Here is a 17,454-nt window from a genome sequence, read left to right on the forward strand (position 1 = left end):
CCGCGTGCCACCACGTCAACCGTCCGATACTTCCCGCGGAAAGGCGGCCGTCAGCGACGTCTATGCGTCCATGCGAGCTGCCATTCTTGAGGGGGACATGGCCCCTGGCGCCCGCATCAACATCGACGCGGTCTCACGCAGCCTCGGTGTTTCCCAGACGCCGGTCCGCGAGGTGCTCCAGCGCCTGGAAGGCGACAATCTGGTGGTCTACAGCCCCGGCCGCGGGTACAGCACCACGCCGCTGCTGGATCTGGCCGAGCTGCGCTCGCTGTTTGAATTCCGGCTCCTCGTGGAACCCTGGGCGGCCCGGGCCGCAGCCGTCGACCGGCTGGCCAATCCGGCGTCCGCCTTGGAGAGGGAGCTCGCCGTCTTCCGGGAAACCATGGGCGTTACGAAGGACCTGCGCCAGGATCTGGTGGCGCACGACACCCGCTTCCACGACACCATCCTGGCCGCCTCGGGGAATCCCGTGGTCCGGCACGCCTTCGCACAGACGCACTGCCATCTCCATACCTTCCGGCTTTATCCCGCGGATGTGGACGGCGCCATCACCGTGGCGGAGCATTCCGCCGTCACGGACGCCATCGAGGCATGTGATCCCGAGGCGGCGGAGGCTGCCATGACCCGGCATATCCGCAACTCTTTCGACAGGTTCGCCCAGGCGTTTGAGGGTGAGCTGGCCCCGCTGGAGGACGTCGGGCCGCCCGGGAAGCGGATCATCAAATAGGGGGGCCGATGCTTCGGCGCCGCCAGTCAAACCCCGGCCGCTGCGCCGGGGTTTTTCGTGCTTGGTCGGAGGGGTGGCTGGAACGCGAGGGCGGAAAGGCTATTGATTTGGATCACAGTTCCTATATGATTGCTGAAATTCATATAGGAAATCGCCAGTCCAGCCTCTGCCAGTCCGAACATCCGAAAGAAGCACCATGCCTTCCATCACCTCTATCAGCACCCAGGACGTCCGGTTCCCCACGTCTCTTGAACTCGACGGCTCCGACGCGGTCAACGTTGACCCGGACTACTCCGCCGCCTACGTGGTCATCCGCACCGACGCGGGCGACGAGGGCCACGGCTTCGTCTTCAGCTGCGGCCGCGGCAACGAGATCCTCACCGCCGCCATCGATGCCTACGCACGCCTCCTCGTGGGCCTGGACATCGACGAACTGATCCATGACCTGGGCGGCGCGTCCCGGCGCCTGGTCCACGACTCCCAGCTGCGCTGGCTGGGGCCGGAGAAGGGTGTGACGCAGATGGCCTGCGGCGCGCTGGTCAGTGCCCTGTGGGACATCCGGGCGCGCCGCGAAAACAAGCCGCTGTGGCTCCTGCTCAGCGATATGAGCCCGGAAGAGCTCGTGAGCGTCGTTGACTTCACGCACATCCGGGACGCCCTCAGCCCCGAGGAGGCGCTGGAGATTCTTCGGGCGGGCCAGGCTGGGAAAGCTGCCCGCATCGCCGAACTCACGGCTGGCGGATATCCGGCGTACACCACCTCACCCGGCTGGCTCGGCTACAGCGACGAGAAACTGGTGCGGCTGAGCAAAGAGGCCGCCGCGGACGGATTCTCCATGATCAAGCTGAAGGTAGGCGGCGACATCGGCGATGACCGCCGCCGCATGGCCCTCGCCCGCGAAGCCGTCGGCGACCTGCCGATCGCGATTGATGCCAACCAGCGCTGGGAAGTGTCCGAAGCGGTCGGCTGGGTCAACCAGCTGGCGGAATTCAACCCGTACTGGATCGAAGAGCCCACCAGCACCGACGACATCCTGGGCCACGCCGATATCCGGAGAGGCGTTGCACCGGTCCGGGTGGCCACCGGTGAGGCAGTCGCCAGCCGCATCGTGTTCAAGCAGCTGCTGCAGGCCGGCGCCATCGATGTCCTCCAGCTCGATTCCACCCGCGTGGCCGGCGTCAACGAGAACATCGCCATCCTCCTGCTCGCGGCCAAGTTCGGCGTTCCGGTCTGCCCGCACGCGGGCGGCGTGGGCCTGTGTGAACTGGTCCAGCACTTTTCCTTCTTCGACTACGCCGTCATCAGCCGCAGCCAGGAGGGCCGCATGATCGAATACGTCGACCACCTCCACGAGCACTTCGCCGAGCCCGTCCGGATCACCAACGGACGGTATGCCGCCCCGGTTCTCCCCGGCACCGGGGCCGAGATGCTGAGCGCTTCCCGCACCCGCTGGGAATTCCCGGCAGGCTCCGGCTGGCAGGAAGTGGGCAGCCGGGCTGCCGTCACCGGAGCAAACCTCGTTCCCGCGGGGGCCGCCCGATGACCGGCGCGGGTACCGACGCCGGGCAGCCCACCGCCGTCGTGGAGCTGGACGCGGCGGTGGAGTCCGCGCAGTCCGCCTTCGAAAAGGCCCGGGCGGCGGATCCGGCTACGCGGGGGGCCTGGCTTGAGGCCGTGGCCATCGGCCTGGAACAGGACGCGGCCGCGCTCGTGGAGATCGCCGCCCGGGAAACCCATCTGGGCATTCCCCGCCTGAAGGGTGAGCTCAGGCGCGCGGTCTTCCAGCTCCGGCTCTTCGCAGCCGAGATCCTGCAGGGCGAGCACTTCGACGCCACGATCGACCACGCCGATCCCCACTGGGGCATGGGGCCGCGGCCGGACTTGCGGCGCTACAACGTTCCCCTCGGCGTCGTAGGCGTCTTCGGAGCGTCCAATTTTCCCTTCGCGTTCAGCGTGATGGGCGGGGACAGTGCGTCGGCTCTCGCGGCCGGCTGCGCCGTTGTGCACAAGGCGCACGACGGACACCGCGGGCTCGCGGCCCGCACCGCTGAGACGGTGACCTCCGCGCTGGACGCTGCCGGGGCGCCGTCGGGCCTGTTCTCCCTGGTTACCGGACGGCGGGCCGCCGAAGCGCTGGTGGACCACCCGCTGGTCAAGGCCATCGGCTTCACAGGCTCGACGGCGGGTGGCCGGGCGCTGCTGGACCGCACCGCCGCGCGGTCCGAGCCCATCCCGTTCTTTGGCGAACTGGGCGGCATCAACGCCGTCTTCGTCACGCCGAGGGCCTGGGTGGGCCGCCGCGAGGAGATCCTCGCGGGCTACGCCGGATCCTTCACCCTCGGCATGGGCCAGTTCTGCACCAAGCCGGGGCTGCTGTTCGTTCCTGCCGCCGGATCCGTCGCAGGGCCCGGGGAGCTGCGCGGCGTCCTCGCCGGAGCGCTGGCAGGGTTCAGCCCGGCGCAGCTGCTGAGCGAACGGCTACATGGCGGCTACACTGACGCCGTCCGCCGGCTCAGCGGCACTGCCGGCGTGGACGTGCTGCTCGAGGGAGACTTCGCCGCGGCGCCAGCGCCCACGGTCCTGCGCACTACGGCCGATGCCGTGCGCAGCGATCCCGGCATCCTGCGGCAGGAGATGTTCGGCCCGGCCAGCCTGGTGGTCGAATACGAGGATGAGGATGAACTTCCCGCTCTGGCCGAACTGCTCGAGGGTCAGCTGACCACCACGCTGCAGGCCGAGGAGGACGACGACGTGGCTGAACTGGCCGCCCGGCTCACCGACATCAGTGGCCGGGTGCTGTGGAACGGCTGGCCCACCGGAGTCACGGTCAGTTACGCGCAGAACCACGGGGGTCCGTACCCGGCGACGACGTCGGCCACCACCTCCGTGGGGACGGCCGCCATCCGGCGCTTCCTGCGGCCGGTGGCATACCAGTCGTTCCCTGCGGCCCGGCTGCCGGAGCCGCTGCGGGACAGCAACCCGTGGAACGTGCCGCAGCGGGTGGACGGCGCCTGGCGCCGGCCACCGGGTGCTCCTGAGGGTGCGCTGTGAGCGCCGCCCGGGACGTCCTTCCGGAGGACGCGGACCAGGCGCTGCTGATTGGCCGGGTCTGGGACCCCGCCACCGGCGGTCCGCGTGTGGTGGCACTGAGCGGAGACTTCGCCGTCGACCTGACCCGCCTGGCCGGCACAGTGTCGGAACTGCTCGAACTGCCTGATCCCGCCGCCGCCGTCCGCGCGGCGCTCCGGGATCCGTCGCTGGCCGAACAGCGGTGGGTTGCCGCCGACGTCGTCGAGGCCTCGCTGGCGGGGGACACCGCCCGCCCGCATCTGCTCGCGCCGGTGGACCTGCAGGTCATCAAGGCCTGCGGCGTGACGTTCGTGGACAGCATGATTGAGCGCGTGATCGAGGAACGGTGTGCCGGCGACGCCGGGCGCGCGGCCGGGATGCGCGAGCTGGTCGGGCAGGCACTCGGCGGAAGCATCACCATGGTCCGCCCCGGGTCCCCGGAGGCGGCCGAGGCCAAGCGGATCCTGATCGCCGAGGGTCTCTGGTCGCAGTACCTCGAGGTGGGCATCGGGCCGGACCCGGAGGTGTTCACCAAGGCCCCGGTGCTGTCCTCGGTGGGCCTGGGTGCCGGGATCGGCATCCCGCAGTTCTCCTCCTGGAACAACCCGGAACCGGAACTGGTGCTGATCGCCACGTCCCGCGGCGAGATGGTGGGAGCCACGCTGGGCAACGACGTCAACCTGCGCGACGTCGAGGGCCGCAGCGCCCTGCTGCTGGGCAAGGCCAAGGACAACAACGCGTCCAGCGCCCTGGGGCCGCTGATCCGGCTGTTCGACGGCGGCTTCACCCTCGATACCCTCCGCGAGGAGGAGATCCTGCTCCGCGTCGAAGGCCCGGACGGCTACCGGCTTGAGGGGCGGAACACGTTGGCGCGGATCAGCAGGCCGTTCGAGGAGCTCGTGGCGGCCACCCGCGGCAGGCACCACCAGTACCCTGACGGCTTCGCCCTGTTCACCGGCACGCTGTTCGCGCCGACCCAGGACCGCGACGAGCCCGGGCAGGGGTTTACGCACAAGCACGGCGATGTTGTGACCATCCGGAGCCGCCACCTCGGCGCCCTCATCAACCGGGTGGGCGCGGCCGAGGAGCTGCCGGAGTGGACCTTCGGCCTGCGGCAGCTGTTTGGCTACCTCGCGCAACAGCGTCAGCCCGAGGGTGCAGCCACCGGCGGTGGCCAGATGCAGGAGTAGTCGTTGTCGTAGCCGCCGGAGACGTACTGCGTGAGTGAGACCTTGCCGCCGCCGGTCAGTGCGGCACTGGAACAGTTGCGGCTGGCCGCGGTCAGGGTCCTGGCCCCGGGCAGCCAGCTGGGGAGCGTGTACAGCGGGCTGGTTGCCGGAACAGTGCCGGCGATCTGGGCCCACTGGGTGGCGGTGGAGTAGATGCCTGCCTTCGCGTTGATGCTGCCGAAGAAGGCGACCATTCCCTCCAGGTCTGCCCGGTTGGCCGTCTTGTCGGCGGACCAGGAGTTGCCGGTTTCCACATCCAGCCACCACGTATAGCCTGACGGGTTGCTGATGCCGCGGATGTAGGCGTCGTCGTAGGCCTTGGCCCAGCCGTACATGTAGGAGCAGGCCGGGCCGACCTCGTTCGCTTTGCACTGGCCGTACGGGTTGAAGACCGCCGTTCCGGCATAGGTGTTGCTGGTGGGCCACCAGCTGCCGGCCAATCCGGGGTTTGCGGTGTTGACGTACAGCGCCACCTTGGGCTGTCCCGTGGTGCCCGACGAGGACCCGGCCCACGTCAGCTGGGTGGCGAGGCAAGGGTTCGTGGTGTTTGCGAGGCCGTTGTTGACCCCCACGATGCCGAAGGCCTGCCCCTTCGGCAGGGCCTTGCCGCACTGGGGCCAGGAAACATCGTTACCGACTCCCGCGGCGGCTGCCTGGGCCGGGACGGCCGGAAGCAGCAGCAGGACGGTGGCGGCCAGCACCGGTAGCCAACGGAAACGGGACAGAACGGATCGAGTAGCGGACATCATCGGCCTTCCTCTGGCGGCAACACAACGAAGCACCAGCATCGGTGCCGAAGGAGGCCGGGTCAAGAGGCCCCGCATCCGGGCCTGCGGTCAGCGGCCGCCCTTCCGGGTGTAGTCGGCGGCGTCGTAGTGTATCCGCAGTGCCGTGATCCTGCCGTCGCTGATGCTGAAGAATTCGGCGAAACGCACTGTCCCGCCGGGCATGCCGGCATCGTAAAGCGTTGCCGATCCGTCCGGTCCGTGGACTTCCTGGATGACATCGATCGCCGTGACATTGGCGATGAAGCCCTTGACGCCCTGGCAGAAGCCTTGGGCCCCTCTGCGCTTGCCGGCCAGCGGACCTTCAAACTCCAGGTCGTCCGCGAGGAGCGTTCCAAGCTCGCCGGCCGGATCGTAGGCTTCGATTCCTGCGCTCAGGATTCGGTAGTAGCGCTGCAGGACTTCGGGGGCTGCGTCGCTGAGAGTGGTCATCTGCCGGCCCCCTGCCAGCTGACGGGCAGCTCCTTGACTCCGTAAACGATGGTGCTGTCCATCCGTTCGAGGTGTGCTCCCGGAGTGAGGCTCAGTTCCGGGAGCCGGTCCAGAATGCCCTGCAGCGCGATCCTGGCTTCGAGCCTGGCCAGCGGGGCACCCAGGCAGAAGTGGATGCCGTGGCCGAAGGCGAGGTGCCTGTTTGGTGCCCGGCCGGCGTCGAACTGTTCGGGCCGCTCGAATTGGCGCCCGTCGCGGTTGGCCGAGCCAATCCAGGCCACCAGCGGCGCACCGGCCGGAATCCGGGTGTCGCCCACCGTGGTGTCAGCCGCAGCCACCCGGTACATCGACTGGACCGGAGAGCGGTAGCGCAGCACTTCTTCGATGGCTTGGGGGAGCAGGGGCGCTTCGGCGCGAAGCCGCTCCATCGCTCCCGGCGCTTCCGTGAAACAGAGGACGGCGTTGCCGATCAGGTTGGTGGTTGTCTCATTTCCGGCCACGAGCAGCAGGCTGCAGAAGCCCAGCAGCTCGGGCACGCTGAGTTTCTGCCCTTCGATCTCGGCCAGCAGCAGGTTGCTGATCAGGTCATTTCCGGGCTGGCGTCTGCGGTGTTCAATGAGGGCCAGGAAGTATTCGGTCATTTCCCGGTTGGTGGTGCTGTGGTCGGCGGTCCGGGCTCCGGTCTGCGTCTGGCTGACGATGACATCTGACCAGGTCTTGAAGCGGTCGCGGTCCTCGGCGGGGATGCCCATGAGCTCCGCGATCACGATGACAGGCAGCGGGTAGGCCAGCTCCTCGATGAGATCGGCCGATCCTTTCGGGGCAATTCCATCCAGCAGCTCCTCCGTCAGTGCCGAGATGCGCGGAGCAAGCGCCTCGACTGCCCTGGGCGTGAACGCCTGGGTCACCAGGGAACGCAACTGCCGGTGCCTGGGCGGATCGGCCGTGATCAGGCTCGCCGCGAAGAGCTGGCCTGTTTCGGACGGATCGTCCCCTCCCATTCTTGACGAGAAGGTGCCGTGTTCTGACAGAACCCGCTGGACGTCGTCGTACCGGAACACATGCCAGGTTCCGGACTGCTCGTCATGGAAGACGGGGGCGGATTCCCGCATCCTCTCGTAGTGCGGGAAGGGGTTCAGTGGTGACTCATCATCGCGTCGCAAGTCCATGGCTGGCCTCCCTGGGACACTGGCCCGTAGGAGCCGAGTCTATTCCGCGAAGGTGGCCGCCGTCAGTAGCGCGGGCGGGACATAAACCAACGGGACTCAGCCAAACATCCAGGCAGCCCCGAGCAGCAGCGGGACGGCAAGGGCAGACGTAATCACCGCCGTCGATTGCGCAAGGTTCTGGCCCACGCCGTACCGGACCGCGTAGAGGACCACATTCTGGCCGGTGGGAAGGATCGCGCAGGCCGTGACCACGAAGGTGCTGAACGTATCGAGGTGGAACACAAACACGGCCAGCAGCCATGCGAGGAGCGGCTGGACCCCCGACTTGAGGATCACCGCGAACAGCGTGGGGACGCGGTCCACCGTGCCCTGGCGCGGTGACAGGCCGTGGAGGGACATGCCGAAGATGATCAGCATCAAGGGAACCGTCAGCTGGGCAACCAGCTTCAGCGGATCCAGCACCAGTGCAGGAAGTTCAAGCCCGGCCGCGCTGACGATGACGCCGAGAATGGCCGCCACCGTGACGGGGTTGCGCAGGGGAGTGGTCAGGATGCTCCCCACAGACGCCCTTTTCCCCTCGGGATCGGTCAGGTCCAGGATGGTCAGCGCCACCGGGGTCACGAGCGCCAGCTGGAACAGCATGATGGGGGTTACGAACGTGGCACTGCCCAGGATGTACAGGGACAGCGGAACGCCGAGGTTCGTGGAATTGACGATTCCCGTGGCCAGCGCGCCGACCGTGGTGCGCCGGACGCCCCACCTGCCGACCGTCCCGCTGAGCGCGAACAGCGCCATGCAGCAAAGTGCCGTGACGACCGAGATGAGGCCGGTGGGGCTGAGGACTTCGGAGATGTGTCGTGAAGCGATCGTGGAGAACATCAGGCTCGGCAGCCCCACCATGAACGTCAGGGTGGACAGCACCTTGGTTCCGTGGGGGCCGAGCGCGTTCGTCCTGGCCAAAATGTAGCCGACAAGCAGGACCATGCCCACCACAAAGAATCCCTTTAAGACTCCATCCAAGCCGCTGTCCTCAATCGTTTTCTAGCCATTACGACGCCGGCCGGTCGGCGCTTATCTAAGACTACAGTTTTATTTAGTGCCGGATCGCGTTCGAAGAGACCCGGCCGTCCGGGGTGGCGGGTCAGTCCTTGGTGCCGCGCAGTCCCTGAAGGGCATTCCAGTAGAGGCGGCTGCACCGCTGCACGAGCTGCCCGTCCGGCATGCTTTCCACCGCCCGGAAATCCATGATTTCCCTGGAGTTGAACATGGCGTTGAACAGGGAGAGCGCGTAAGGAAGCTGGCTCCCGTCAATGTTGGCTTCCTCGAGCAGTTGCCGCACGGGCGGCCCCCATACCCGTTCAAGGGCGCGGGCGTGAGGTTCGCCCGCCCGCAGCCTCGTCAGGAACCCTTCGCGGGAGCGGACCAGAACCATGGCGGGGCCGTACTCGGCCACCACCTTAAGCCATTGCGCCATGGTGTCTTTGAAGCGGTCCATTCCATTGCTTTGCAGACCCCTCGTTGACTCGTAAAGCCCGTCGATGACGCTCAGCATGAACTTGCGGTGAAGCTCATCGAGCGTAGGAAAGTACCGGTAGGCAGTCGCCAGCGAGAGGCCCGCGCGTTCAGCCACGGCGGGCATGGTCGCCGAATCCGGGTCCTCGCGGAGCAGTTCGCCGACAGCCACAACGAGTTCCTGCTGGTTGCGGATTGAATCCTGCCGGAGGCGACGCTGCCGTGGCGCCGCTGCTGGCTTCATGCGCCTTGCCCCTCTGCCGGTTGGTGAACGGTGCGCTCCTAGGCCTGACCGCTGCCGGCGGCAGTGGCCAGCGATGCCAGCCCCTTCTCGAAGTCGCCGCCCACCATCTTGTCCATGTTCATGAACAGTGCAAAAACCTTGCCAATGCCCTTGTGCTCGCCTGTCATGGCCCAGGTGACGCGGGTGCCGCCGCCCTCCGGAACGAACGTAAAGATGGTGGGGTTCACTCCCGGGAACGGCTTGGTGAACTCCAGCCGGATCCGAATGACATCAGGTTCCTGCGACTCAACGATTTCCATGTTGCCGGCACCTGCCTTGCGGTTGCCGCTCCAGGCGTACTTGGCGCCGACGCCCGATTCCGCGCCGGAGTAGGTCCGCTTCATGTCCGGGTCCACGGCCTCCCACGGCGACCACTTGGGCCACTCGCGGAAGCTGTTGACCAGCGGAAACACGGCCGTGGCAGGGGCGGGGATGACTGTGCTGCGCGAGACTGAGTACGTTGACATGGCCCCATCCTAAGGCCGCGCCCCCAAACCGGCCCGCTGCAACCCGGGAGATGCAGCGGGCCGTTTTTTGCGGCCGCCGCTAGCTGTTGGCGGCGGCGTCGCCGGAGTCCTGCGGGCCGCCGCGCCCGCCGGGACCGCCGAAGCCCTCCTCGGTGCCGGTGACTGCGAAGTTTGCATTCAACAGGACGGTGGCACGGGTGCCGTCCGCCTTGGTGATGTGGGCTTCGTAGGTGGCGCCGTCGGCGTCCGTTTCCATCCGCTCGATGGTGGCGCCGGGCTGGGCGGCCTTGACGGCGGCCTCGACCTTGGCAGCGGTGTCGCCCGTCAGGATTTCCTCGGTCTTCCCGTTAGCCTGGTGCTGGCCGCGGGGGCCGCCGCTGCCACCGGCATCTCCGTAGCCAGCGCCTCCGTAGCCGCCCTGCGCGTTCGCCGACGTCGAGGACGCGGTGCTGCTGTCCGCCATGGCGGGGAGGGCCGCGGCCCCGATCGCCCCGCCCCCGACGGCGGCAGCAAGGACTATCCCCGCCGTCATCTTGTTGATTTTGGCCATTCTGAATCTCCTATTCTCCGGACCCGGCCGATGACCGGGCCGGCCGCTGGTGCGGCCTGGGAAAATAGTCCGATTCCGGTGTGTGATGCGGCTTCACCGCCGCTGTGCTGGGCCTGTGAACGACGCGGTGCCTGTGAACCCCGTTGTACCTGTAATCGGCGCAGGCCGAAGGTCTGCCGGGACGCCCGCGGCGGTTTCCGCGCAGTCCAGCGCCAGCCCGAGCCGCTCGACGGCGTGTGGATACCCGGGATCAGCGAGGGTCTTCAACGTCTCGGCCTCCCGGAGGGCTTTCACAAAAGCAGCGGTTTCGGGCCGCCGGACGTCCGCCAGGTCCGGGTAGCTGATGGCCAGTGCAGGGTCGAGTTCATAGCGCGCCCAGCGGCCGAGGATCTCATCATGCACGCCGGCGGCCACCCGGCACCGCGGGCCGTCCACCCGCCGGCGCCGCCGGGAGTCGTACCAGGAAAGCACCGCAGGGCTGCTGCGGTAGGCGGCAACGCCGCTCACCCCCGCCACGGCGGCCAGCGCCAGCCCGGCAAGTGGCGAAGCCACCGCGGGAATAAGCAGGGCCGGGGCGATCACCACCGCGCCGCCGAAAAGGTCCCAGAACAGCAGGTCCGGACTGTCGCCGTCGGACGTCCTTAAATGGTGGCGCACCACGAAAACCGTGCAGGCGACGGCGGCCACCAGCACTGCGCTCCAGAGGACCAGTTGCAGCAGCCCCAAGGGGGCGGCTTCGGAAACTGCGGGCACCACTGCACCTCCCAAGGACGGGCGCTGCCCGGCAATTCGGGCCGCAGTTAAATTGCATCGCCTGCGGAGGCGCCGGTCAATGGGCAGCGCCCGGTCAACGGGTGCAGCCAGGTCCCATGCGGCGAAGCCCGGGCGGCCCGGCGGTTTGCAGCTGCGGCCGTGCGGCGTAGCGTAGGCGCCATGCGACTCAAAATGTGCAGCATCCATGTCCAGGACCCTGCCGGGGCGCACTCCTTCTACACGGAGACCCTCGGCTTCGAGACTCTCATGGCCATGCCCGAGCGCAACCTCTTCATTGTCAAAGACCCGGGAGCGGCCGGCACCGTGGGCCTGCTGCTGGAGCCCAGCGACAACCCCATCGCCTCCGCCTACAGCAAGGGCCTGTACGACGCCGGGATCCCCGCCATCGTCTTCGGCGCACCGGACGTCAGGGCCGAGTATGAGCGACTGGCCGCCGCCGGCGTCCAGTTCCGTGGCGAGCCCGCGGAGGATCCCTCCGGGATCTCCGCAGTGTTCGATGACGGCTGCGGCAACTACATCCAGCTGCACCAGGACTAGCACTGCATGGACGCCGCCGACGCCCTCAACGAGATTGCCTTCTGGCTCGAGCGCTCCGCCGCGCCGACGTTCAAGGTCCAGGCATTCCGGAAGGCGGCCGGCGTCATCAGCGGACTGACACCGGAAGAGGTAGCGGAACGGGCCCGGGACGGCAGGCTCAAGCGGACGAAGGGGATCGGGGACACCACCTTCACCGTGATCCGGCAGGCTGTGGACGGCGACGTGCCCGACTACCTGGAAAAGCTGCGGCAGGGCGGCGCCAAACCCCTCGCCGCCGGGGGAGACGGGCTGCGCCCGCTGCTTCGCGGCGACCTGCACAGCCACAGCGACTGGTCCGACGGCGGTTCGCCACCGGAGCTGATGGCCGACGCCGCCCGGCATCTGGGCCGGGAATACCTTGCCCTGACGGACCACTCACCGAACCTCAAGATTGCCAACGGGCTGACTGCGGAGCGACTCAGCGAGCAGCTGGACGTGGTGGCAGGGCTGAACGGCGACGCCGACGGCGGCTTCCGGCTGCTGTCCGGCATCGAGGTGGACATCCTGGAAAACGGCGAGCTGGACCAGACGCCGGAGATGCTGGACCGGCTGGACGTGGTGGTGGCCAGCGTGCACTCCAAGCTCCGCTCGGACCGGAGCACCATGACGGAGCGGATGCTCGGCGGCATCTCCGATCCCCACACCAACGTGCTGGGCCACTGCACCGGCCGCCTGCTGCAGGGGTCCCGCGGGACCAGGCCCGAGTCCGAATTCGATGCCGGGCGGGTCTTTGCGGCCTGCGCGGAAGCCAATGTCGCCGTCGAAATCAACTCCCGGCCGGAACGGCAGGATCCGCCGGACAACCTGATTCAGCTGGCACTCGGGGCCGGCTGCCTGTTCAGCATCGACAGCGACGCCCACGCCCCGGGCCAGCTCGACTTCCTGCAGTACGGCGCCGAGCGGGCCGAACGCAACGGTGTTCCGGCCGAACGGATCATCACCACGTGGCCGCTGGACCGGCTCCTGGAGTGGCTGAACAGCAGGAACTAGCGGCGGAGCGCCCCGGCTAATAATTTAGTAAGCATCATGACTATCCATGAACGGAGTGGTACACCTTAATTGTTCCGTCGAGGAACCCCGGCGGACCCGTCTCTCCTTGCGAGGTGCACCATGACCGCTATGAATCCGGCGAACCATCTGGACGAGCTGGGCCACCGGACCCTGAGAAAAGTGCGCGGCCGCCTCATGCCGCTCATCGTGCTGCTCTACTTTGTGGCGTACCTGGACCGCAACAACGTCGGTTTCGCCAAGCTGACCATGAGTGCGGACATCGGCCTCAGTGCAGCGGCCTACGGCCTCGGCGCGGGCATGTTCTTCATCGGCTACGCGCTGCTGGAGATCCCCAGCAATGCCGGCATGTACCGGTTCGGCGCACGGAGGTGGATCGCCCGCATCCTGATCTCCTGGGGCATCTTCGCCACGGCCATGGCACTGGTGAACGGGGAGACCACCTTCTACGTCATCCGCTTCCTGCTCGGCGCGGCCGAGGCCGGCTTCTTCCCCGCCATCCTCTTCTACCTGACCCTGTGGTTCCCCGCCCCGCAGCGTGTGCTGGTGCTGGGCATCTTCATCCTCGCCCAGCCGGTCTCCAACGCCCTCGGCGCCCCGGTGTCAGGCCTTCTGCTCCAGATGGAAGGCGTCGCCGGCCTGCACGGGTGGCAGTGGCTGTACATCATCGAAGGCATCCCGGCCATACTCCTCGGGCTGCTCACTCCGCTCCTCATGACGGACAAGCCAAGCCACGCGCACTGGCTGGCCGCGGACGAACGGGAATGGCTCACCCGGACCATGGACGAGGAACTCGCGCACAAGCAAAAGGGCCAGCCGCACCACTTCCTCGCCGGCCTGAAGGATCCCCGCACCATCGCCTACTCGGCCCTGTACTTCGGGCTGGTCTGCGGAATCTACGGCCTGGGCCTGTGGATGCCCACCATCGTGGCCGCACTGGGCAAGTTCAGCACCACCCAGGTGGGCTTCATCGTCGCCATCCCGTACACCATCGCCGCTGTGTTCGTTTATTACTGGGGCCGGCGTTCGGACCGTACCGGCAACCGCGTGCTGCATGCCAGCATCAGCATGGTGATGGCCGCCGTCGGCCTGGTGGCTGCCGGCAGCCTGGTGCAGGTCAACGCCATCCTGGCCCTGATCGCCCTGACCCTGGCGGCGATGGGCATCTACTCCGCCATCGCCCCGTTCCTGGCGATGCCGTCCACCGCGCTGGTGGGAGCCGCAGCGGCGGCCGGCCTGGCCATGGTGAATTCGCTCGGCAACCTGGGCGGCTTCGTGGCGCCGTACATCGTCGGTGTGCTCAACGATGCCACCGGCGACAACCGTTCCGGCCTGGTCTTCCTGGCCGCCTGCCTTGCTGTTACCGCCGTCGCCACCTTCCTGTACGCCCGCCGGCGCCCGGAAGGCCACGTCAAGCCCGGCACGCATGCGGCCGTGGGTGAAGAAGCCGTGGCGGCCGACGAGTTCGGCGACAGCAAGTACTAGTCCGACGACACCAATCACTAGAGGGGATCACCGAGATGACGCACCACGACACGTTCCCGGCTGAACGCACCGCGGTGCTGACCGGGGCCGCTTCCGCACGGGGCATTGGGCGGGCGACGGCGGAAATGCTCGCCAGCGGGGGCTGGTCCGTGGCCATCCTCGATATCGACGGCGATGCGGCACGGCGCGCGGCGGAGGACATCTCCTCCGTGTACGGCGTCCTGGCCAGGGGTGTGGGCGCCGACGTCTCCGACCAGGCCACCGTGAACGCCGCCATCGACGAGGTGGAGGCCAACATGCCGCCCATCGTGGCGCTCGCGAACCTGGCCGGCATCAGTTCGCCCACGGAGTTCATGGACGAGACGCTCGAGGCCTGGGAGCGGGTGTTCCGGATCAACATGACCGGAACGTTCCTGGTCACCCAGCGCGTGCTCCGCGGCATGATCGAGCGCAGGCTCGGCCGGGTGGTCAGCGTCTCGTCCATCTCCGCGCAGCGCGGCGGCGGCACCTACTCCAAGGTGGCGTACAGTTCGTCGAAGGCAGCCATCATCGGCTTCACCCGGGCGCTCGCGCGGGAGATGGGGCAGCACAACATCACCGTCAACTGCATCGCCCCGGGCCCCGTGGACACCGATATCATGGGCGGCACGCTGACCGACGAACGCAAGGCCGACATGTCCCGGGACATCCTCGTGGGCCGCGTGGGCACTGTCCGCGACATCGCCGCCCTCATGGCGTTCCTGATGGGGGAGGACGCCGGCTACATCACCGCCGCGACCTACGACATCAACGGCGGCCTGCAGATCTCCTGACGGGCTGCCCCTGCCGGGTTGTCCAGACGGGGAGGCTGACTGGGTGCCCTGCCTGGGGGTGGCTCAGGCTGCCGCGGGGCTGGGCGACATCTCGGCGGCCTGGCGCAGCGCCTCGATCATGCTGCGCACGTCCACGATGCCCTTGCCCGCGATGTCGAAGGCGGTGCCGTGGTCCACGGACGTGCGGATGACGGGCAGGCCCACGGTGATGTTGACGCCGGCCTCGATGCCGAGGACCTTGATGGGTCCGTGGCCCTGGTCGTGGTACATGGCCACGATGAGGTCGTAGTCGCCGCGCCCGGCCAGGAAGAACGCCGTGTCCGCCGGGAGCGGGCCGCGGGCGTCGATGCCGTCGGCCTGGAGCTTCTCGACGGCCGGGGTGATCTTCTCGGCCTCCTCGCCGTAACCGAAGAGCCCGTTCTCGCCGGCGTGCGGGTTGATGGCGCACACGCCGATCTTCGGGTTGGCGATGCCGGCACGCTGCATGGCTTCGTGGCCGCGGCGCACGGTCCGTTCCACCAGGCCGGGCTCGATCCTGTTGATGGCATCGATGAGGCCGATGTGCGTGGTCACGTGGATGACCTTGACCTTGGGCGTGGACAGCATCATGGACACTTCCTCGATGCCCATGAAGTGCGCGAGCAGTTCGGTGTGGCCCGGGTAGATGTGTCCGGCCTTGTGCAGGGCCGCCTTGTTCAGGGGCGCCGTGCAGATGCCCTGGACCTGGCCGGCCATGCCCAGCTCGCACGCGATCCGGATGTAGTGGTAGGCCGCGTTGCCGGCCTCGGCGGACTCCTGGCCCCAGGGCAGGTCGGCGGAAAGCAGCTTCGGGTCGATCACGTTGATCCGGCCGGCGTCGAAGACAGCCTCACCCACGGTCTCCACCTCGACGATGTCCGCCTCCACGCCCAGCGCCTTGGCGCCCAGCTGCAGCCGGTGCACGTCGCCGATGACCACCGGGCGGCAGTCGCGGTAGGCGTTCCCGTCGAGAAGGGCACCCACGGTCACCTCGGGGCCCACGCCGGCGCCGTCGCCCATGGTCACGGCGATGAAGGGCCGGGTGTCCTGTGCGGTTGCGTTCACTGCAGATGTCATTGGTGCTCCAGGTGTGTGGGAGGGATGGGAAGGGCTGTTGGAAGACCGGAGGTCTTTGATGACTGAGTAAAGCTGGGCGAGGGCGTCGTTGTCGCCGAAGCTGCCAGGCTTGGTGCCTACCAGCCGTCCGTCGTCGGAGAGGCTCACCACGGCGCCGTGCTGTACTGACGCGAGCGGGGTAAGTGAGCGGACACCCAGGGCGTCGAGTACCTCGCGGGCCGTTTCGCCGCCGGTGAGAATCAGGTCTGCCGCCGGCCCGGGACCTGCCGCCGCCGCGGCAACCAGTTCCGCCAGGTTCCGCACGATCCTGCCAGACTCCTGCGGATTGACGACGCCGGCGCTGACAGTAACGGCTGCGGGTTTGCCTGCCGCCAGCAGCAGCTGCGCCTCGCCGAGCCTTGGGCGGAAATCCTCCGGACGCTTCAGCTCGTCCGGAGCAATGTGCAGGGCGGTGAAGCCGCAGGCTTCCAGGTTCCGCAGCTGCGCCGCGGCCTGTGCCGAGGCGGAGCCGACGGCGGCCAGCACCGGCCGGGGTGCGCCCGCCGACGTCAGGCCATCTGACTCCTGTTTTTGCGCGTTCCGCGCAGAGTTGCTGCCCAGTTTCGCCGCTAGGAGCAGGGCCATGCCGCCGGTCCCGGCCAGCACGATGCGCCGTCCGCCGGCCCTGAAGTCCAGTTCCAGCAGCGCGTCCGCGACGGCCTCGAGGTCGGCCGGAGTCTCGCCGTCGACGATCACGGCGGCGGGAGTGGCCCCCGAAGCTGCACCGGTAAGGGCCTCCGTCAGAAAGTCCGCCAGTCCGCCCGAACGCACCGCGGACAGCCCCGCAAGCCGCACCGCAGCGCCCGGGCCCAGCAGTTGCGCAATCTCCGCGGGCGGGGCGGTTGCCTCTGCCCGCCAGAGGTCGGTGCGGTCCAGCCGGACGCCGTCGGCAAAGGGCCGGCCGCCGGCCACTGTCCGGTTCAGCTGGGGGAGTGCGCCGGCCACCACAACGTGGTGGCCGAGAGCTGAAAGTGCCGCGAGTTCCGGGCCTATGTTGCCCCGCCACAGGGAATCGATTTTCTTGAACAGAACGCCTGCGCTGTCTGCAGTGGTGCTGCCGAAGACGGCTGCCGAAACCGTGGCTGCGGACTCCGGGGCGACAGCCCGCGAGTGCGTGTCAACCACCATAACCTCGGGGCGGCTGGCGGCGTCTGTGCGTTCAGCAACCGTGCCCGCCTCCGCGGCGGACAGGAGGAGCCGTGTGTCCAGCCCCTGGGCCGCAAAGCATTGCCCTACTTCTGCTGCGCCGGAAAAGTCATCGGCCTGGATGAGGACTGCAGTCACGTCGTCCTCCCTTCTTCTATGAATCAAGCTTCTGTGGATCAAGCTTCCGTGGATCGAGTAGCACCATGATGGCATGCCTGCGCGAATTGCGCTAGACCGGTTGCGCATTTCGCGCAGAGGTGGCAGAGTGATGCACGTAACACGGCGAGGCCATCCGG

At 67.9% G+C, this 17,454-nt stretch carries 17 protein-coding genes; 8 read left to right on the plus strand and 9 right to left on the minus strand.

Features of this window, described 5'->3' with window-relative positions; genetic code table 11:
• Positions 1-4: 4 nt before the first annotated feature.
• The 4 genes from ACFQ50_RS13100 (at position 5) to ACFQ50_RS13115 (ending at position 4,986) form a co-directional block, all read left to right on the plus strand.
• On the plus strand, positions 5-727 hold the full coding sequence (locus ACFQ50_RS13100; protein WP_377995977.1) for a GntR family transcriptional regulator: 723 nt from the start codon (positions 5-7) through the stop codon (positions 725-727).
• Between the two features lie 196 nt (positions 728-923).
• Complete coding sequence (locus ACFQ50_RS13105; protein ID WP_377995978.1) at positions 924-2,270, plus strand: L-fuconate dehydratase; 1,347 nt, start codon at positions 924-926, stop codon at positions 2,268-2,270.
• A complete protein-coding gene (locus tag ACFQ50_RS13110; protein WP_377995979.1) occupies positions 2,267-3,778 on the plus strand; it encodes an aldehyde dehydrogenase (NADP(+)) in 1,512 nt (503 codons plus the stop codon). The genes ACFQ50_RS13105 and ACFQ50_RS13110 overlap by 4 nt, the downstream gene beginning before the upstream one ends.
• A complete protein-coding gene (locus tag ACFQ50_RS13115; protein WP_377995980.1) occupies positions 3,775-4,986 on the plus strand; it encodes a fumarylacetoacetate hydrolase family protein in 1,212 nt (403 codons plus the stop codon). Before ACFQ50_RS13110 ends, ACFQ50_RS13115 begins: the two co-directional genes overlap by 4 nt.
• Here the strand turns inward: ACFQ50_RS13115 and ACFQ50_RS13120 are convergent.
• From ACFQ50_RS13120 to ACFQ50_RS13155, 8 genes are all read right to left on the minus strand, one after another.
• Complete coding sequence (locus tag ACFQ50_RS13120; RefSeq protein ID WP_377995981.1) at positions 4,941-5,774, minus strand: hypothetical protein; 834 nt, start codon at positions 5,772-5,774, stop codon at positions 4,941-4,943. The two genes, ACFQ50_RS13115 and ACFQ50_RS13120, sit on opposite strands and share 46 nt — an antisense overlap.
• A gap of 87 nt (positions 5,775-5,861) precedes the next feature.
• The gene (locus ACFQ50_RS13125) at positions 5,862-6,242 is read right to left on the minus strand and encodes a nuclear transport factor 2 family protein (RefSeq protein WP_377995982.1); all 381 of its coding nucleotides are present in this window, start codon (positions 6,240-6,242) and stop codon (positions 5,862-5,864) included.
• A complete protein-coding gene (locus ACFQ50_RS13130) occupies positions 6,239-7,411 on the minus strand; it encodes a cytochrome P450 (protein ID WP_377995983.1) in 1,173 nt (390 codons plus the stop codon). Before ACFQ50_RS13130 ends, ACFQ50_RS13125 begins: the two co-directional genes overlap by 4 nt.
• A 96-nt stretch (positions 7,412-7,507) precedes the next feature.
• A complete protein-coding gene (locus tag ACFQ50_RS13135) occupies positions 7,508-8,431 on the minus strand; it encodes an AEC family transporter (protein ID WP_377995984.1) in 924 nt (307 codons plus the stop codon).
• Between the two features lie 121 nt (positions 8,432-8,552).
• Entirely contained in the window at positions 8,553-9,167 is a 615-nt protein-coding gene (locus ACFQ50_RS13140; RefSeq protein ID WP_377995985.1) for a TetR/AcrR family transcriptional regulator, read from the minus strand.
• 38 nt (positions 9,168-9,205) lie between these two features.
• Complete coding sequence (locus ACFQ50_RS13145) at positions 9,206-9,673, minus strand: SRPBCC family protein (protein WP_377995986.1); 468 nt, start codon at positions 9,671-9,673, stop codon at positions 9,206-9,208.
• A 79-nt stretch (positions 9,674-9,752) separates the two neighbouring features.
• The gene (locus tag ACFQ50_RS13150; protein ID WP_377995987.1) at positions 9,753-10,223 is read right to left on the minus strand and encodes a hypothetical protein; all 471 of its coding nucleotides are present in this window, start codon (positions 10,221-10,223) and stop codon (positions 9,753-9,755) included.
• A 93-nt stretch (positions 10,224-10,316) separates the two neighbouring features.
• On the minus strand, positions 10,317-10,976 hold the full coding sequence (locus ACFQ50_RS13155; protein WP_377995988.1) for a hypothetical protein: 660 nt from the start codon (positions 10,974-10,976) through the stop codon (positions 10,317-10,319).
• 180 nt (positions 10,977-11,156) lie between these two features.
• Between ACFQ50_RS13155 and ACFQ50_RS13160 the strand changes: the two genes are divergently transcribed.
• From ACFQ50_RS13160 to ACFQ50_RS13175, 4 genes are all read left to right on the plus strand, one after another.
• The gene (locus ACFQ50_RS13160; protein ID WP_377995989.1) at positions 11,157-11,534 is read left to right on the plus strand and encodes a VOC family protein; all 378 of its coding nucleotides are present in this window, start codon (positions 11,157-11,159) and stop codon (positions 11,532-11,534) included.
• A 6-nt stretch (positions 11,535-11,540) separates the two neighbouring features.
• Positions 11,541-12,563 carry a PHP domain-containing protein gene (locus ACFQ50_RS13165; protein ID WP_377995990.1) on the plus strand — a complete coding sequence of 341 codons (1,023 nt, stop codon included), beginning with the start codon at positions 11,541-11,543 and terminating at the stop codon, positions 12,561-12,563.
• Between the two features lie 120 nt (positions 12,564-12,683).
• The gene (locus tag ACFQ50_RS13170) at positions 12,684-14,066 is read left to right on the plus strand and encodes an MFS transporter (RefSeq protein WP_377995991.1); all 1,383 of its coding nucleotides are present in this window, start codon (positions 12,684-12,686) and stop codon (positions 14,064-14,066) included.
• Between the two features lie 35 nt (positions 14,067-14,101).
• Positions 14,102-14,878 carry an SDR family NAD(P)-dependent oxidoreductase gene (locus ACFQ50_RS13175; RefSeq protein WP_377995992.1) on the plus strand — a complete coding sequence of 259 codons (777 nt, stop codon included), beginning with the start codon at positions 14,102-14,104 and terminating at the stop codon, positions 14,876-14,878.
• 63 nt (positions 14,879-14,941) lie between these two features.
• Here the strand turns inward: ACFQ50_RS13175 and pdxA are convergent, their stop codons facing one another.
• Positions 14,942-17,296, minus strand: a complete 2,355-nt coding sequence (gene pdxA / locus ACFQ50_RS13180) for a 4-hydroxythreonine-4-phosphate dehydrogenase PdxA (protein ID WP_377995993.1) — start codon at positions 17,294-17,296, stop codon at positions 14,942-14,944.
• Positions 17,297-17,454: the final 158 nt, after the last annotated feature.

Origin of the sequence: Arthrobacter sp. NPDC056493 (assembly GCF_042795115.1) — a bacterium.
In the GTDB taxonomy this organism is placed as follows: domain Bacteria; phylum Actinomycetota; class Actinomycetes; order Actinomycetales; family Micrococcaceae; genus Arthrobacter.

Excerpts from the sequence above, each read along its gene's own strand:
- ACFQ50_RS13105 (WP_377995978.1), top strand. The coding sequence starts at position 924 with ATGCCTTCCATCACCTCTATCAGCACCCAGGACGTCCGGTTCCCCACG.
- ACFQ50_RS13110 (WP_377995979.1), top strand. The coding sequence starts at position 2,267 with ATGACCGGCGCGGGTACCGACGCCGGGCAGCCCACCGCCGTCGTGGAG.
- ACFQ50_RS13120 (WP_377995981.1), bottom strand. The coding sequence starts at position 5,774 with ATGATGTCCGCTACTCGATCCGTTCTGTCCCGTTTCCGTTGGCTACCG.
- ACFQ50_RS13125 (WP_377995982.1), bottom strand. The coding sequence starts at position 6,242 with ATGACCACTCTCAGCGACGCAGCCCCCGAAGTCCTGCAGCGCTACTAC.
- ACFQ50_RS13130 (WP_377995983.1), bottom strand. The coding sequence starts at position 7,411 with ATGGACTTGCGACGCGATGATGAGTCACCACTGAACCCCTTCCCGCAC.
- ACFQ50_RS13140 (WP_377995985.1), bottom strand. The coding sequence starts at position 9,167 with ATGAAGCCAGCAGCGGCGCCACGGCAGCGTCGCCTCCGGCAGGATTCA.
- ACFQ50_RS13145 (WP_377995986.1), bottom strand. The coding sequence starts at position 9,673 with ATGTCAACGTACTCAGTCTCGCGCAGCACAGTCATCCCCGCCCCTGCC.
- ACFQ50_RS13150 (WP_377995987.1), bottom strand. The coding sequence starts at position 10,223 with ATGGCCAAAATCAACAAGATGACGGCGGGGATAGTCCTTGCTGCCGCC.
- ACFQ50_RS13160 (WP_377995989.1), top strand. The coding sequence starts at position 11,157 with ATGCGACTCAAAATGTGCAGCATCCATGTCCAGGACCCTGCCGGGGCG.
- ACFQ50_RS13165 (WP_377995990.1), top strand. The coding sequence starts at position 11,541 with ATGGACGCCGCCGACGCCCTCAACGAGATTGCCTTCTGGCTCGAGCGC.
- ACFQ50_RS13170 (WP_377995991.1), top strand. The coding sequence starts at position 12,684 with ATGACCGCTATGAATCCGGCGAACCATCTGGACGAGCTGGGCCACCGG.
- ACFQ50_RS13175 (WP_377995992.1), top strand. The coding sequence starts at position 14,102 with ATGACGCACCACGACACGTTCCCGGCTGAACGCACCGCGGTGCTGACC.